Below are 14,850 nucleotides of genomic sequence, written 5' to 3' on the forward strand. Positions count from 1 at the left end.
GGTCGCCATGACGTGCTCGACCTCGCTGGTGCCGATGCCGAACGCCATCGCGCCGAACGCGCCGTGGGTGCTCGTGTGCGAGTCGCCGCAGACGACCGTGATGCCCGGCATCGTCAGGCCCAGCTGGGGTCCAACGACGTGCACGATGCCCTGCTCCTTGTCACCCAGCGAATGCAGGCGCACGCCGAACTCCTCGGCGTTGCGGCGCAGGGTGTCGATCTGCGTGCGGCTGGTCAGGTCGGCGATCGGCTTGTCGATCTCGAGGGTCGGGGTGTTGTGATCCTCGGTCGCGATCGTCAGGTCGAGGCGGCGCAGCGGCCGACCCTCGGCGCGTAGGCCGTCGAAGGCCTGCGGGCTCGTGACCTCGTGCACCAGGTGCAGGTCGATGTAGATCAGGTCCGGCTCGCCGTTCTCGCCCTTGACGACGAGATGGTCGTCCCAGACCTTCTCGGCCAGGGTGCGCGGGGCATCCGGCATGCGGGCCGCGATCTGCGCGGCGGATGGTTCCGCTGTGCTGGACGCGGTGAACGTGGATTCGGGGGTGCTCATATCAGTCGTTCTCTCCTGTGAGGGTGATCAAGCCCGCGACAGACTCCGCGACGAGTGAGGCCTGGGACTAGGACTCGTCGCGGCCACTAAGGAGAAGGCGAGCGATCAGCATCCGGCCAGGCTACCACCGCGCGGCGCTCCCCCGCCGTCGCCGGGCAGCGCGCGCCGGCGCCGGGGCGGCGCGTCAGCACGCCTCGGGATGGCGCGAGTGGACGCAACATGCCGTGCGGTGTCCTCCGCCTACGGCATGTTGCGTCCTCTCGGTGCACAGATGGCCGCTCCTCCCCCGGTGCCCCGTCGAGTCCGGCCTCACTGAAATGGGCCGGAGGACACGCGGGGCCACACTCCCGTGACGATGATGCGCTGATGCCTCAGCCACGTGAACTTCCCCCAGAGCTTCGCGACCGCGCCTTTGCCGTCGCCGATGCGGTCGGGCGCGGAATCCTGGCCGACCGGCTGCGCCGCACGGATCTCGCGGCCCCGTTCCACGGCGTGCGTCGACCCGCACAGCAAGCGGGTGGGTACTCCGACTGCATCGCGTACGCGACACGGATGCCTGCCAACCATGTCTTCTCGCATGTCACTGCCGCTCGCCTGCTCGGTATCCCCCTGCCCGCCCGGTTGTCGCACGACACACGAGTGCACGTCACGGCCGTCGACGGTCGCGCGCCCCGCGGCATCCGAGTCGCCGGATACGCCACCCGCCGCGAAACGCTCGTCGAGCGCGTCTCGGGCGGCCTTCGGGTGACATCAGCGCTGCGGACATGGACGGACTTGGCGTCGCAACTGAGCGTGGATGAACTCGTCGAAGCCGGTGATCGCCTGATCGGGCAACCTCGCTCACTGACCACTCATGCGGCGATGTCCGAGGCGGTGGGCGCGAGCGTGGGTCTACGCGGATACCGAACGCTCGTGCGCGCCTTCGAACTGGTGCGGCCAGGCTCGCGCTCGCCGCGCGAGACACGCGCGCGGCTGGCCCTCGTCCGCGCGGGGCTTCCGGAACCTGAGCTGAACGCCGAAATCGTCCTGCGCCGTCGGACGGTTCACGGCGATCTCTTGTATCGACGGTGGCGCGTTCTCATCGAGTACGAGGGCGACCAGCACCGCGCCGATCCGTGGCAATGGGCACACGATCTCGAACGCTACAACGACCTTGCCGAGGCCGGTTGGCTCGTCATCCGGGCCTCGAAGACAATGACCGACGGCGACCTTGCCGCAAGAGCGGCACGAGCGCTTCGTTCGCGCGGATGGCCCGAGTAGTGGCGCGGTGCGCGCGCGCCTCGTCTCTACCTTCCCGAGAGGACGCAACATGCCGTGGGGCGTGACGCACGCACGGCATGTTGCGTCCTCTCGGTGTTTCGGGCTGGCGACCCCGGGCGCACGACCGCCGCCATGGGGTTCTCAGCGGGCGTCGGGGGCCGGGGGCTGCTCGACCGTCGGCGGCGTGCCCTTCTCATCCGCGACGACGGCAGCGGCCGCCTCCGGCGTTGCCGCGAGGCTGGCCTCGGCGACGCGACGGTCTCGCGCAGAGGCGACCAGGCTCGCGACCGTCGCGACGACCATAGACGCCACGATCACACCGAGCGACGTCCACGTCGAGATCTCGGGAGCCCACTCGATGTGCTCACCGCCGTTGATGAACGGCAGTTCGTTCACGTGCATGGCGTGCAGCACGAGCTTCACGCCGATGAACGCCAGGATGAATGCGATGCCGTAGTGCAGGTACCGCAGGCGATCGAGCAGGTCGCCGAGCAGGAAATACAGCTGGCGCAGGCCCATCAGGGCGAAGATGTTGGCGGTGAACACGATGAAGGGGCTCGTCGTGATGCCGAAGATCGCCGGGATCGAGTCGATCGCGAACAGCAGGTCCGTCACACCGATCGCCGCGAACACGATGATCATGGGCGTCCAGATCTTCTTGCCGTTCACCACGGTTCGGATCTTTTTGCCGTCGTACTCGTCGCTGATGTCGATGGTGCGGCGGAGCATCCGCACGATGAAGTTCTCGCGCTTGACCTCTTCATCGTGGTCGCCGGGGAACGCCTGGCGAATCGCGGTCCACACCAGGAACGCGCCGAAGATGTAGAAGATCGGGCTGAAGTTCTCGATCACCGCGGCGCCGACGAGGATGAACGCGCCGCGCAGCACGAGCGCGATGATGATGCCCACCATCAGCACCTCCTGCTGATACCGGCGCGGAACCGCGAACTGGCTCATGATCAGCACGAACACGAACAGGTTGTCGATCGAGAGGCTGTACTCCGTCAGCCATCCGGCCACGAACTGCCCCGCGAACTCACCGCCCGCGAAGATCCACATCAATCCCGCGAAGATCAGCGCGAGGGTGACGTAGAAGACGACCCAAAGCGTCGACTCCCGCGTCGAGGGGATGTGCGGGCGCTTGAGGATCAGCAGCAGGTCGGCGGCCAAGATCAGCGTCAGCACGACGAGCGAGCCGATCTCGAACCACAGGGGAAGTTCCAGGTCCATGAGGGCCTTTCGAAGAAGAGGGAGGGTCGTTCGAAGACGAAAGTCTCTCCCTCGTCCGGATCGTGCCGGGCGGCGCACACCCGGGGCCGCGTCGTCGGGACCCGTGATGACGGATGTGCGCTGTCGGGATACTCCCTCTCGCGTCGGCAAGCATACTGCGCGGCAGCGCATCTGAGACGATCGGCCAGATCTGAGACGATCGGCCCGATGTCGACACTTGCAGGGTGAGAGACAATGAGCGACAGCCGCGCCACCGCAGTGGGCGGCGCGCCCAAGACGCCGTGGGGCGTTGCCGACTGGCGGGATGGTGGACGTGAGCGACAGGATGCTGGTGGCGCAGGCCGCCGCGGGCAGTGAGCACGCGTTTCGTGCCCTCTACGCGGCCTATGTGAAGCCCGTGTACTGGATCGCGCATCGGCTGCTGCAGGACACCTCCGACGCCGAGGACGTCACGCAAGAGACGTTCGTGGTGGCGTGGAGGAAGCTGCCGTCGCTCGAGCTGGCAAGCGATTCACTGCTGCCGTGGCTCAGCACGATCTGCCGCTTCCAGGCGGCGAATCGGATGCGTGCCCGGAGGCGCGACCGTGAGCACACGGGCGCCGTGGCCGACGAAAACCTGCCCGACACGATAAATGTCGAGCAGCAGATCATCGACGCCGAGGTGGCCGAGCGCATCCTGCGTGAGGTCGAGGGTTTGTCGCCGCTCGATCGCGAGATCTTCGTGCTGTGCGCCTCGGGCGGGTATGCCTACCAGGCGGCGGCCGACGAACTCGGTGTACCGCACGGCGTGGTCCGCAATCGTCTCTCGCGAATCCGCACGCGTATGCGGACGGCCATCGGAGAGACGACATGAACACGACACAGGATGCTTCGCACGCCGACGCGCTGCCCGAAGTGACGGACGAGACGATCACCCGGATCGAGACGGGGGTCTTCGCCGAGATCGGTGCGGACCGGCGACGACGGAGTGCGCGGCGTGGGCGGGTGTGGGCCGGCGTCGGAGCTGCCGCCGCCGTCGTCGTGGTCGCCGCGATTGTCGGCCCATCACTCGCAGGCGGGTTCGGTGGATTCTCGGGCGCCTCGAACGAGGCCGGTCAGCCGGCGATCGGCCAGGTGCAGGACGGCGACATGGCCGTCATCCCCGAGTCCGTGGACGGCGCGCGCGCAGACGGCAGTGTGATCGAGGGCGGCGCGATCGCAGGAAGCGATGCAACGGCCGAGTCCGATGCATCCGGCGATCGTGAACTGATCGCGTCGGGGTCGCTCAGCCTGCGGGTCGACGACATCGACGCCTCGGCGGCGGCCGTGGCGGATGCTGCGGAGGCACGCGGCGGATACGTCGAGAGCCTCAACGTGGGCACCAACGGCTTGGTGATGGATATCGACGGCATGACGACGATGCCCGCGGCTCCCAACGGGGCGTGGGTTCAGGTGCGGGTGCCCGCCGACCAGCTGACCTCGATGATCGACGAACTCGGCTCGCTCGGCGAGGTGACGGCGTCGAACATCTCGCGGCAAGACGTGACCGAGCAGGCGGTGGACCTGCGTGCCCGGATCACGTCGGCCGAGACATCCGTCGCCCGTCTGACCGAGCTGATGTCGCAGAGCGGGTCGGTCGCCGACCTGATCGCGGCCGAGTCGGCGCTCGCCGAACGGCAGGCGACCCTGGAGTCCCTGCAGCAACAGCTCGAGATGCTCGAGGGCCAGGTCGCGATGTCGAGTCTGAGCGTCGATCTGACGCTCGCGCAAGAGACCGTCGAGGCCGACCCCGCCGGCTTCGGCGACGGACTGGTCGCGGGATGGAACGGGTTGATCGCGACGCTCAACGGCATCGTGATCGGACTGGGCTTCCTGTTGCCCTGGATCGTCGTCATCGCTGTTGCGGGCGTGATCGCCTGGGCTATCCGCCGAGCGATCCGGCGGGGGCGGATGAGGCGGGCGGAGTTGCGCTCACGCGAGACCGTTACGTCTTCGACCGGTCGAGACGGCGAAGGCGGACCCGCGAGTCGCGACTAGGCTCACGGGGTGCCGAAGAGCCACCCCGCGCCGAGCAGCGATGCCGAACCACGTGACCGGACGGTGCGTATCGGTGACCAGGATGTCGTCTACGAAGACACCGGTGTGCGCGGAGGCCCGACCTTGGTTCTGGTGCACGGGATCGGCATGGGGCACAGCGTGTTCCGGGCGCTCGCGGGTGAGCTCGGCACCGCGGGGCGCGTGCTCGCGCTCGACCTGCCCGGCTTCGGCGAGTCCCCCGAGCCGTCGAGTCCGCGCTCGATGGCGGAGTCGGGTGATCTGATCGTCGACTTCGTGAAGCAACTGGGCATCGACGATCCCGTGCTCGTCGGTCACTCGATGGGAACACAGGTCGTCGTCGAGGCAGTGGCACGCCATCCGGAAGTATCCGATCGCATCGTGCTGATCGCACCGACGGTGAACGCCGCCGAGCGGAGCGTGCGGAAGCAGGCGTGGCGGATGGTTCAGGACCTGGTCGATGAGAACCCGCGCGTGATCTGGATCGGCGCCGTGCACTACGTCAAGACGGGTCCGCGTTGGTTTCTGCGGAAACTGCGCGTGATGCTCGACCACCACATCGAAGAGACGCTGCCCGAGGTGCAGGCCGAAGCGCTCGTGCTGCGTGGCGCGGACGACCGCGTGTGCCCCCTCGAGTGGGTCGCGCACGTCACCGAGCTTCTCCCCCACGCCGGGATGCGGGAAATCCCCGAACGCGGCCACGAAGCGATGATCACGAACCCCGATCCCGCGGCGCGACTGATCATCGGGCACGCGCGGGGCGAGTAGTCGGCGCTACGAGAACTGCATGTCGCCGGTCTGTTCGAAGATCAGGTCGAAGACCTCGGACACGAGGATGCCCGCGAAGACCAGGCCGACGATGATGCTGAGCAGCGTGACCGCGATCCACACCCAGACCGGGCCGAGACCCTTGCCCGTCTGACGACGCAGGATGACTCCGCGCCCGATCACGTAGACACCGTTCGTGATGACCAAGGCCAAGAACGCCCAGGCCCAGTGAAACGGCTTCTGAATGCCGCGGCGCTTCAATTCGCGCCAGTCGAGCCACGCGAAAAGAATGCCGAGGCCCACCACGACATATCCGACGACGCTGAGCACCAGCGACGCGAGGGTTACGCCGACCGACGGCAGCATCAGGTTCGCGGTGTCGGTCATCGACATGTCGATGCTCGACTCGAGGTATCCGCGCCAGTCGATCAGGAAGATCATCGGCAGCGTCACGAGCGGGAGCAGCACGACGAGCCAGATCCAGACCGTGTTGGTCTGGATGTCGGTGCGCAACGGCGCGCTCGGCGCCGCGGGGGCCTGCGCGTACGCGGGCGCTTGAGCGGTGCCGGCGTTGTGCACAACGGCGGCGGATGCCGCGGGCACCGCGTGCTCGGTCCACCGAGAGCCGTCCCACCACCGCTGCCACGACGCATCCGTCGGGTCGGGGTACCAGCCTGCGGGAACGTTCGTGGGTGTCGTGTCAGACATCGTCGCCTCTCGTCGTTCGTGTCGAGTTCGTGGTCCGCGGGCACGCCGGGGCGCATCGAGCGCGGGAACCGATGAGTTTACCCAGGCGTCAGGCGAGGAGTTTGGCCTTCGCGGCCTGGGACTCGGCGTCGCTCAGGACGCCGGCATCCTTCAGCGCGGCCAGTTTCTGCAGCTCGCCGACGAGGTCGAAGGCGGGAGCGGGATTCGATGCGGGTGCCGGCGCGGCGGGCGCCTGAGCTGCGGCATGGGCGGCGGCAGCCTGCGCGGCCGTGTCGATCTGTGCCTGCTGTTGCGCTGCTCGGTATTGATCCTGCTCGTACTGATCCTGGGCGCGGCGCTGCTGGCGTCCGGACATCGCGCCGCTGACGGCCGATGCCGTGCCCGCGACGACGGCGGTGCGGGCGGCGAGCCCCAGCAACCCGGGGCGTCCCATTCTTCTCATGTGAAGCATCCGTTCGTGATGTCGGCCGTTCCAGTCGCCCGGTCGACGCCTGTCTCAAGCGGCGCGGTCGGGTGAACACGCCGTGTTGGTCGTCACTCCTCGTCGATGGAATCGATCAGCGCGTTGACGACCGGAGCGGGAATCCGCTCGACGCTCAGCAGCTGCCCGCCCGAGGCAGCGAGCTTCTCGGAGAGCCGCCGAGCCCACGCGAGCTCGAGCGCAACCAGAACCGCAGATGTTCCTGGCTCGACCAGTTCGGAGAGCTCCGCGATGTCTTCGTCACCGACGATGCCGACCACGGCCAGCTCGACGCCCTCGAATCCGTACTCGTCGGCCTCGTCTTCGATCTCGACAACCGTGAGGTTGCCGTCCTCGTCGCGCGAGATCAGTACCAGGTCGAGCAAGCGTACGAGCCCCGCGTCGAGGACCTCCGCGAGCGCATCGACGACCGCGGGCGCAGGACGCTCATTCTCCAGACCGACGAGGTACAACTCGACGGGACCGTATGCGAACGCGACCATGGCAGCGCCTTCCGGATAGGTGTGCTGCTCATCCTGACACCCCGCCAGCACATGCCGCCACCCGGCTTTGCGTGCGCTCAGCGCAAGAAGTCGCTCGGGTCGAATTCGTCGATCGGGATGACCCGGATGCGCGGGAGCGGCGCATCGAAGACGTGTGCGTCGTATTCGAGATCGAACTTCTCGAGCCCGGCCAGGGTGCCGAAGCCGGCGTTGCGGAACTCCGAGAACGCGGCGACACCGACCCGGCGATCGGCCGCGAGCAAAGCCCCGAGGTCGTGCAGGAAGTCCCCGTCGTGGCTGACGAGCATGACGTCTTCGGGGCGAGCGAGCAGCGCCTGCAAAGTGCGCTGGATGGCGATGTCGACGACTTTCTCGTCGGGTGAACCCGACAGCGGCACGACGATGTAATCCATGGCCTTCAGCGCCTGGACGAAGGGCATCGGGATACCCATTGAGGCATTCAGGAAGAACACCCCGCGAGCCGACTGTGCCCACTGGCGCTCCGCAAAGTCGAGGAGCCGGTCCCAGCGGGGGCGCTCGTCCGGCTGCGGACGGCGTCCGAGGATCGAACCACCGAGCGTCGCGTCGATGTTCTCGCCATCGACGAGCACCCAGGTGGTGCGAGCGTCGTTCTCATTCACGGTGGCTCCTCGGTCCGCTCGAATTCGGACGCAGGCGCCCGCCCTGATCCTAGGTGTGCGCACCAGGTTCGGCCGGTGCATCCGACGCACGAACGGTCGCGACACTCCGCATATCCCGAAGGCGGGCGGCGTGTCGCGACCGTTCTGTGCTGTGCGAGTCGATCGCTCGGCCCGGCGCCTACGGCGTCGGCATGCCGCCGTTCACGTTGAGCGTCTCGCCGATGACGTAGCTCGATTCGGCCGACGCGAGGAAAACGTATGCGGGTGCGAGCTCGGCCGGCTGGCCCATGCGTCCGAGCGGCGTCTGCTCCCCGAAGGTCGGGAGCGCATCCTGCGGCTGGCCGCCGCTCGGCTGCAGCGGCGTCCAGATCGGACCCGGCGCCACCGCATTCACGCGGATCCCTTTCGGAGCGAGCTGCTGCGACAGCCCCTTCGTGAAGTTGTTGATCGTCGCCTTCGTCGAGGCGTAGTCGACGAGTGTCTCGGACGGGCTGTATGCCTGGATCGACGTCGTGTTGATGATTGTCGCACCCGGCTTGAGGTGCGGCAGCGCCGCCTTCGTGATCCAGAACATCGCGTAGACGTTGGTCTTGAAAGTGTCGTCGAACTGCTCGTCGGTCACGTCAGCGAGGTCCTCGACGGCGACCTGCTTGCCGCCGTTGTTCACGAGGATGTCGAGGCCCCCGAGCTTCTCCACCGACTGCGCGACGAGATCGCGGCAGTAGGCCGGGTCACGAAGGTCGCCGGGCAACTGCACGACGTTCGCGCCGGCCTCGGTGAGGATTCCGGCGATGCGATCGGCATCTTCCTTCTCCTCCGGCAGGTACGACATCGCGACATCCGCTCCCTCGCGCGCGAATGCGATCGCGGTGGCCGCTCCGATACCCGAGTCCGCGCCGGTGATGAGGGCCTTTCGCCCGGTGAGGCGGCCGGTACCTCGGTAGGTCTCTTCGCCGAGGTCGGCCTTGTCGTTCAGCTCGGCATCCAGCCCGGGCTCCGACATCTTCTGCTTCTCGGGCTCGATGTCTGCGTACAGCTTGGCGGGATCGGTCAGGGTGTACTGGTCTCGTGACATGGGTTCTCCGTCGTCTCGATTGCGTCGATGGGTCCGCGGAACAAAGTTTCCGCTGACGACCGGTTGTGTCCGGCGTCAGCCACGGTACGGATGCTCGGGCGCATCCGTTCTGGGGTTGCGAAACCCGCCCCGCGCCGCTAACGGAGCGCGTTAGGCGGTGCGGGAGACAAGCGCGCGCTCGCGCCAGATCGGAGCGGTTCGGGCCAGCACTTTGCGCCACGGCGACGCGGTGAGGCCCAAGGTGTCGGTCGTCGCGCTCGCGTCCACGGCGAAGGGCGCATCGAACTGGTACAGAACGCCCCGGAGTTCACGCATCGTCGGGACGAAGAACCCCGCGGTGTGCAGCAGGCCGCGCGGGATGCGTCGCAATCGCGGTTCTCCGGCACCGGCGATGCGGGCGAGTTGACTCAAAACCTCCCGCGTCGAAACCGGGGCGCTCGACGGTACGAGCCAGGGAGAGCCCCACGCGCGGCGGTCCGTGCCGAGTGTGATGAGAGTCGCCGCGATGTCGTTGACCGCCGTCCACGAGTGCGGCTGGTCAGGATCGGCGAAGACCCACGCCATGCGGTCGGCGAGGGTCGCGTTCGCATAGAAGGCGAGCACCGAGCTGCGGGCGGGGGCGGTGGGGCCGATGTAGTCCGACGCGCGGGCCTCGGTAGCCCGAACCCGACCGGCTTCGTGAGACGCGAGAGCCTCTTCCCACATCCGTGCGCGCAGAGCACCTTTGGGGTCTGTGGGTCTGAGCGGCATGTCGCGGGTCATCGGCACGGTCACGGGGCCGTAGCCGTAGAGGTTTCCGAGGGTGACCAGCACCGCACCGGACGACTCCGCGGCCCGCAGAATGGACGCGGCCAGCGGCGGCCAGACGCGCTTCCACTGCGGATACGAGCCGGGGTTCGCGCAGTTGTAGATGACGGTTGCTCGTTTGGCGAGGACTGCTAGTGCGGCCGAATCGGAAGCGTCGGCTGCGACTCGCTGAATGAGCGGATGCTCGGGTCCAGACCCGGAGCGCGTGACCAGACGAACGCGGCGTGCGTCCCGGGCGAGCCGGTGCGCGACCGAAGTGCCGACCGGGCCGGCTCCAATGACGAGGTGCAGCTCAGCGGCCACATGCCCATCCTGGCATGCGTCGTCCGTCGGGGCCAGCGTCTTCGAGTGCGATGCTGTGTAGGTCCGGTCCCGCACTCGACAGGAGTTCGCATGAATCGTCACATTGTTCTGGCGTTCGATGCTCTGCTCGTCGTCGTGTTCGCCGTGATCGGTCGGGCGAGTCACGACGAGGGGGTGCTCGGTCCCGGTGGATCCGGCCTGTTGCAGACGTCCTGGCCATTTCTCGTCGCCCTGATCGCGGGCTGGCTCGTCACGTTGGCGTGGCGCCAGCCGCTCGCGCCCGTCCGCACAGGTCTGGGTGTGTGGGGCATCACGGTCATTGGCGGGATGCTGCTCCGCGCCGTCAGTGGGCAGGGCACCGCGCTCGCGTTCATCATCGTCGCTGCGGTCACGCTGCTCGTGCTTCTCGTCGGCTGGCGCGTGGTTGTGTCCGCCCTGACACGGGCACGGGCGCGTCGAGTCGTCTGACCGCCGTTCGTTCGCGACACTCTGCTCTGCGAGGATCGGACCGTGCCCACTAGCTTCGCCGTGACGACCCGAACCACCGCGAGCGTCGAGGACCTGTTCGACGCATCGCTTAGCATCGACCACCATCTCGAGTCCATGCGCAGCTCGGGCGAGCGGGCCGTCGCCGGTGTCACGAGCGGCACGATCGGGCTGGGCGAGTCGGTCACGTGGCGTGCCCGACACTTCGGCATCCGATTCACGATGACGAGTCGCATCACGGCGCTCGATCGTCCGCATCGCTTCGTCGATGAGCAAACCCGTGGCCCTTTTCGGTCGTTTCGGCACGAGCATGTTTTTCGCTCGGAGGGTACCCGCACGGTCATGGTCGACACGCTCACGGTCGAATCCCCCACCCTCGGCGTGCCCGCGTTCGGGACGCTCGTCGAGCGGCTGATTCTCGTCCCCTACCTCCGACGGCTCATCCGTCAGCGGAACGCTCACCTCGTCGCGGCGGTGGCGCCGACCCCGCCTGCGGCGTCCTCGTCATAGATTGAGCGGCAGTTCGTGGGAGTCGTCCCACGGTTCGGTCCAGCCCAGCAGGTCGAACAGCCCGTCGAGCAACATCGCCGTAAAGCCCCACACCAGGTGGTCTCCGGTCGCGTGCTGCACGAGGAATCCGGGTCCGCGCCACTCCTGCCCATCGCGGCGGATGACCGTCGTGCCCCGGTTCGCGGGGTCCAGCAGGTCCGCCACGGGAGCCCGGAAGACATCCGCCGACTCGGCCTGATCGACGGCACGCACGGGCGACGGATGCTTCCACCAGGCCAGCACGGGAGTCACGGCATGCCGCGAGAAAGCGAGCGGGATGGTGCCGAGCGACCCGAGCACCTCCACCCCCGCCGGGTCGAGGCCCGTTTCTTCGTGAGCCTCACGAAGGGCCGCCGCGACCGGTCCGTCGTCGCCCGGGTCGACCCGCCCGCCCGGAAAAGCAACCTGGCCCGGGTGCGCCCGCAGGGTGAGCGCGCGGGCCAGGAGCAGAACATCGAGGTCGCGTGACACAGCAGTCGCATGAGCGCGGTGATCGCTCGGTAGCGAATCGAGCACACCGAACAAGATGAGGACGGCAGCGGCCCGAGCGTCATCGACCGGCGGCCCGAAGCGGGCGGCGATCTGCGGATCGAACCGGCCCGCCGCGATGACCTCTGTCAACGCCATCAGCTGCGACCGCGCGTTCTGCGGCGTCGACGGCGTGGAAGGTGCGGACACCCGCCCAGCGTACGTCGCGCTCTCCACGCAGCGCATCGCTGGCGCAGCCCCATCATGTTGCGCAGCCCCGTCACTTCGCGGACATCGGGAGCCGTTGCCCGATAGCATCCGCTAGTCGGGGCTTTCTCCGCGTGACAACCGGACCGACCGCCCACTGCCATTTCCGAGGAGACCCCCATGTCAGATCCCCGCGATCCGAACGGCATCGGCGAGCCCGTGCCGGAGCCTGTGACCGAGCCTGTGACCGAGCCCACTCCGGAGCAGACGTCTGGACCCGAGCAAACAACGGAACCGGCGCCCGAGCAGCACGGTGAGCAAGATCCGCCACCCGCGGCATCCGTTCCGCCGCTCCCGCCCTACGCGACGGCGCCCTATCCGGCCGGCGCGTTTCCCGGCGCCATTCCCGGCAGTGGGTATCCGGGCGCAGCACCGGGCTATCCAGGCGCAACGCCGGGCTATCCGGGCGCCACATCAACAGAAGCGGCTCCCGTCGGGGCGCCACTCGTGCAGCCCTACCCCGGGGCGCCGCCCGCGGCCGCTTACGGAGGCGGCTACCTGCCACCTCCCGTTGCCGGCGCCGCTCCCCCGCCGGGCTTGCGGCCGAAGACGCTCGCGATCATCGGGCTCGTCCTGTCGCTGATAGGTCTGGTCATGGCGTTCGTGCCCTTCGTAACCTGGTTCTCGGGTTTCGTTCTGCTTGCGGGCTTCGTCGTTGCACTCATCGCGCTCATCAACAAGACGCAGGGAGCGAAGGGACTCAGCATCGCGGCCCTCGTCATCTCGGTCGTCGGATGGATCGTCTCCGTCGTCGTGTCGATTGCGTCATTCGCGATCTTGGCGGATGCAACGACCGAAGCGATTGACCCGGGCCCGGGTATCGGGGTCACCGAACCGCCTGTTGATGACGACCCTGCCGGCGACCCTGCGACTGTGGCTGAAGAACTCGTCATCGTGGAATCCGCGTTCGGCCGCACATCGTACGACCCCGAAACCTGGTGGTACGCGGTCGTGATCGAGAACCCGAACGCGGACTATGTCTTCGACACCTACCTTGACATCGAGGCGCTGGCCGCCGACGGAACCGTCCTCGAGAGCGTCAGCGAATACCCGACGATTCTGAGCGGACAGGTGGCCGTCGCCGGACTGTTCACCGCCATCGGGGCGGGTGAGATCACCGAGTTGGGCGTTGTCGGCCTCGACGAGGCCGAGGTGTACGAGGCACCGTTCGACGAGACGGGTTCGTTCGTCGTGAGCGACCTGGCTTCGGCATCCGACGGTTCGTCGACGACCGTCACCGGCACGGTCAGCGGCGACTTCGAGAGCGATATGGAATTCGTCAGCGTCGTCGTCCTGGTGCGTTCGGCCGGCGGGGCGATCATCGAAGCTGAGTACACCTACGTCGACCTGTTGCCGAGCGACGGTACCCCCGTACCGTTCGAGGCGACGTTCTTCGAGGAGTTCCCCGAGGGCACGACGTTCGAGGCTTTCCCTAGTTTGTGATCGAGTAGCCGATCGCTGCTCAGGGACCGGCTCGCGGCCGCCACACAGACAGCGCCCAGAGCCTCCCACCTGGCCTTTTTCGAGCGCCCGTTCTCACCGGGCGTCCAGGAAACGTACCGGAAGCGTCCAGGTGGGGTGTGCCAGAGTCGTTGCTTTGTGTCCGCAGGTGCGGATACGACGCGCCCGCCCGAGGGTGCAGCTCACCGATACGGAACTGGTCTTCATGCGCTCTGCCTCGTCTTCTTTGCCCGCCCGCCGCACCCGCCGACTCGCCGAGCAAAGCGCCCGCAGAGCCCGCCGCCGCCCCGCCATTCTCACGACGGGACTTGCTGTCGCCCTCGTCGGGGCTCTCGCTTTCTCGACCGTCCCCGCGGTGCAGGCGGAGGCTTCGTCTGTCTCCGATCGGGCCGACTCGGCGTTGACGATGACGCTTGCTTCATTCACGACGTCCGTTGCGGCCACGCCCATCCTCACGGAGACGGGCACGGATGAGGGTTCCTCCGACATGCGCGAAGCTCTTGCCGCTGCGGATGCCTCGGTTGCGGCGGCTGCCACGGTGACGTCGGATATTCAGGCGTCCGGCCTGGATGTCGGTGAGCCGGACACGAGCGTCGACACCGCGGCTCTCGAGAAGGCCGCCGACCGCCTCGATGGCGCCGACTTGCTGCCCGCCCCGCTCGTGCTGGGTCTGATCTCTGATGTGAGCGAACTCGTCGCACCCGTCAACGAGCGTGTCGCGGGCTTGCGTGGCAGCCTCGAGGCCGCTGTTGCGAAGAAGGCCGCCGAAGAAGCGGCGGCCGCCGAGGCCGCCCGTGTGGCAGCCGAAAAGGCTGCCGCTGAAGCCGCCGCCGCGAAGCAGACCGCCGCGCGTTCGACGTCGGGTGGATCCGCGAATCTGGCAGCGAGCGGAACGAGCGCCGCCGAGGCCCAGGCCACTGCCAGGGGCATGGTTGCCGCGCGTGGATGGGGCGACGACCAGTTCTCCTGCCTTGTTTCGCTCTGGAACAAGGAGTCCGGCTGGAACTACCTGGCATACAACAAGTCGAGCGGTGCGACCGGCATCCCGCAGGCGCTTCCCGGTAGCAAGATGGCCTCGGCCGGTGCCGACTGGCAGACCAACCCGGCGACGCAGATCTCGTGGGGACTGGGCTACATCTCGGGTCGCTACGGCACCCCGTGTGGCGCCTGGTCGCACTCGCAGTCGGTCGGCTGGTACTGATCAGCCGCAACCCTCGCGCGGCGCTGACCCCACCCGTCTAGCGGCGCGGCTCTGACCTCCCGTCCAGCGGCGCCGCACTG

16 protein-coding genes and 1 pseudogene (1 of these 17 running past the window's edge) are annotated in these 14,850 nt (G+C 67.7%); 8 read left to right on the forward strand and 9 right to left on the reverse strand.

Features of this window, described 5'->3' with window-relative positions; translation table 11 throughout:
• Nucleotides 1–477 (reverse strand): annotated as a pseudogene (leuC, locus tag MIC448_RS13830) (3-isopropylmalate dehydratase large subunit) (it extends 995 nt beyond the left edge of the window).
• Between the two features lie 438 nt (nucleotides 478–915).
• Between leuC and MIC448_RS13835 the strand changes: the two are divergent.
• Entirely contained in the window at nucleotides 916–1,809 is an 894-nt protein-coding gene (locus MIC448_RS13835) for a hypothetical protein (protein ID WP_036300902.1), read from the forward strand.
• A 141-nt stretch (nucleotides 1,810–1,950) separates the two neighbouring features.
• Here MIC448_RS13835 and MIC448_RS13840 read toward each other — a convergent pair whose 3' ends face one another.
• Nucleotides 1,951–3,039: a TerC family protein gene (locus MIC448_RS13840; protein ID WP_036300927.1), complete on the reverse strand. Its 1,089-nt coding sequence runs from the start codon at nucleotides 3,037–3,039 to the stop codon at nucleotides 1,951–1,953.
• Nucleotides 3,040–3,343: 304 nt separating this feature from the next.
• On the opposite strand from MIC448_RS13840, the gene MIC448_RS13845 reads away from it, so the two are divergent.
• Genes MIC448_RS13845 through MIC448_RS13855 form a run of 3 tightly spaced genes read left to right on the forward strand, consistent with a single transcriptional unit; the run spans nucleotide 3,344 to nucleotide 5,841 of the window.
• Entirely contained in the window at nucleotides 3,344–3,892 is a 549-nt protein-coding gene (locus tag MIC448_RS13845) for an RNA polymerase sigma factor (protein WP_036300931.1), read from the forward strand.
• Nucleotides 3,889–5,055: a DUF4349 domain-containing protein gene (locus tag MIC448_RS13850; protein ID WP_081766429.1), complete on the forward strand. Its 1,167-nt coding sequence runs from the start codon at nucleotides 3,889–3,891 to the stop codon at nucleotides 5,053–5,055. Before MIC448_RS13845 ends, MIC448_RS13850 begins: the two co-directional genes overlap by 4 nt.
• Before the next feature lie 9 nt (nucleotides 5,056–5,064).
• Nucleotides 5,065–5,841 carry an alpha/beta fold hydrolase gene (locus tag MIC448_RS13855; protein ID WP_051513965.1) on the forward strand — a complete coding sequence of 259 codons (777 nt, stop codon included), beginning with the start codon at nucleotides 5,065–5,067 and terminating at the stop codon, nucleotides 5,839–5,841.
• A gap of 6 nt (nucleotides 5,842–5,847) precedes the next feature.
• Here the strand turns inward: MIC448_RS13855 and MIC448_RS13860 are convergent, their stop codons facing one another.
• The 6 genes from MIC448_RS13860 to MIC448_RS13885 form a co-directional block, all read right to left on the reverse strand.
• Nucleotides 5,848–6,549: a DUF2510 domain-containing protein gene (locus MIC448_RS13860; RefSeq protein ID WP_036300933.1), complete on the reverse strand. Its 702-nt coding sequence runs from the start codon at nucleotides 6,547–6,549 to the stop codon at nucleotides 5,848–5,850.
• Nucleotides 6,550–6,637: 88 nt separating this feature from the next.
• Nucleotides 6,638–6,991, reverse strand: a complete 354-nt coding sequence (locus tag MIC448_RS13865) for an SHOCT domain-containing protein (protein ID WP_306342173.1) — start codon at nucleotides 6,989–6,991, stop codon at nucleotides 6,638–6,640.
• 92 nt (nucleotides 6,992–7,083) lie between these two features.
• Nucleotides 7,084–7,512 carry a DUF6325 family protein gene (locus MIC448_RS13870; protein WP_036300936.1) on the reverse strand — a complete coding sequence of 143 codons (429 nt, stop codon included), beginning with the start codon at nucleotides 7,510–7,512 and terminating at the stop codon, nucleotides 7,084–7,086.
• A 77-nt stretch (nucleotides 7,513–7,589) separates the two neighbouring features.
• Complete coding sequence (locus tag MIC448_RS13875) at nucleotides 7,590–8,153, reverse strand: NYN domain-containing protein (RefSeq protein ID WP_036300938.1); 564 nt, start codon at nucleotides 8,151–8,153, stop codon at nucleotides 7,590–7,592.
• Between the two features lie 178 nt (nucleotides 8,154–8,331).
• On the reverse strand, nucleotides 8,332–9,228 hold the full coding sequence (locus tag MIC448_RS13880) for an SDR family oxidoreductase (RefSeq protein ID WP_036300940.1): 897 nt from the start codon (nucleotides 9,226–9,228) through the stop codon (nucleotides 8,332–8,334).
• Nucleotides 9,229–9,378: 150 nt separating this feature from the next.
• Nucleotides 9,379–10,338, reverse strand: a complete 960-nt coding sequence (locus MIC448_RS13885; RefSeq protein ID WP_243420040.1) for an NAD-dependent epimerase/dehydratase family protein — start codon at nucleotides 10,336–10,338, stop codon at nucleotides 9,379–9,381.
• 90 nt (nucleotides 10,339–10,428) lie between these two features.
• On the opposite strand from MIC448_RS13885, the gene MIC448_RS13890 reads away from it, so the two are divergent.
• On the forward strand, nucleotides 10,429–10,806 hold the full coding sequence (locus MIC448_RS13890) for a DUF3054 domain-containing protein (protein ID WP_036300943.1): 378 nt from the start codon (nucleotides 10,429–10,431) through the stop codon (nucleotides 10,804–10,806).
• Nucleotides 10,807–10,848: 42 nt separating this feature from the next.
• Nucleotides 10,849–11,334, forward strand: a complete 486-nt coding sequence (locus tag MIC448_RS13895) for an SRPBCC family protein (RefSeq protein ID WP_036300946.1) — start codon at nucleotides 10,849–10,851, stop codon at nucleotides 11,332–11,334.
• Here the strand turns inward: MIC448_RS13895 and MIC448_RS13900 are convergent.
• A complete protein-coding gene (locus MIC448_RS13900; protein ID WP_051513970.1) occupies nucleotides 11,329–12,000 on the reverse strand; it encodes a CoA pyrophosphatase in 672 nt (223 codons plus the stop codon). The two genes, MIC448_RS13895 and MIC448_RS13900, sit on opposite strands and share 6 nt — an antisense overlap.
• 228 nt (nucleotides 12,001–12,228) lie before the next feature.
• Between MIC448_RS13900 and MIC448_RS13905 the strand changes: the two genes are divergently transcribed.
• On the forward strand, nucleotides 12,229–13,551 hold the full coding sequence (locus MIC448_RS13905) for a hypothetical protein (RefSeq protein WP_051513967.1): 1,323 nt from the start codon (nucleotides 12,229–12,231) through the stop codon (nucleotides 13,549–13,551).
• Nucleotides 13,552–13,774: 223 nt separating this feature from the next.
• Nucleotides 13,775–14,770: a lytic transglycosylase domain-containing protein gene (locus MIC448_RS13910; RefSeq protein ID WP_199484458.1), complete on the forward strand. Its 996-nt coding sequence runs from the start codon at nucleotides 13,775–13,777 to the stop codon at nucleotides 14,768–14,770.
• Nucleotides 14,771–14,850 lie beyond the last annotated feature (80 nt).

It is taken from the genome of Microbacterium sp. C448, assembly GCF_000582705.2.
Classification (GTDB): Bacteria; Actinomycetota; Actinomycetes; order Actinomycetales; family Microbacteriaceae; genus Microbacterium; species Microbacterium lacus_A.